The sequence below is a fragment of the Pseudomonas sp. REP124 genome (genome assembly GCF_020164475.1).
In the GTDB taxonomy this organism is placed as follows: domain Bacteria; phylum Pseudomonadota; class Gammaproteobacteria; order Pseudomonadales; family Pseudomonadaceae; genus Aquipseudomonas.
In genome coordinates, this window is the sequence record NZ_JAIQWX010000285.1 from 1 (window position 1) to 699 (window position 699).

The window sequence follows — 699 nt, forward strand, 5'->3', positions numbered from 1 at the left end:
GTATCGCTGGCTCGGCGATGGGACCAGCAGCAGTTGGCCAGGTAGTTCTGCAACGGGTTGGCCTGACGGAACGTGGCGAACATGTACAGTCCGCCGAGCGCTAACAGCAGCAGGTTGATCGGCCCCATACCCAAGCGGAAACGGCGTATGGCCTCGGGGGTGCGGATTCTATTGGCCAGCCGCATGCCGGTTAGACTTAAACCAAGCAATCCTTGGGTTCCATAAACTGCGATTTGGCCATCGACGGCTAAACTTTTCATTCGTAGCCAAGGGTCAATATTCTTCTGTGAGGCCTCCATCTGAATTTGCAGTGAAGTGAACTCACTGACTGCAGCTCTAAATGACAATCCTCCTGCAATCGCCCCAAATAGCGTCAGAGTCGGTGCGGTGAGGGAGAAAGAGCCCCTATTTAAGCTGATCTCATTCACCCCCTTCCCCAAAATCATCCAATTCTGAATCACCGCCCCCAACGCCGCCCCCGCATACAAATACGCCGACAAACCATCCGCCTGCCGCTGCGCATCCCCCTCTTCCAGCATCGCTGCCTGCCGGGCATACGCTCCCGCGTTAAGCACGTTGACCACCAGCGCCGCCAACGGCAGCAATCCGCCCGCCCCCTGAACCGAGGGGGAGTTGACGATGGTGCTGGTGCGTCCAAGGCTGATGGACTGGGTGACGACACGTGTCCATTGCTCAAGA

At 57.5% G+C, this 699-nt stretch carries 1 pseudogene; it reads right to left on the reverse strand.

The annotated features are described in order from the left end of the window. Window positions 1-699 (reverse strand): annotated as a pseudogene (locus tag K9857_RS30230) (hypothetical protein); the annotation flags it as partial.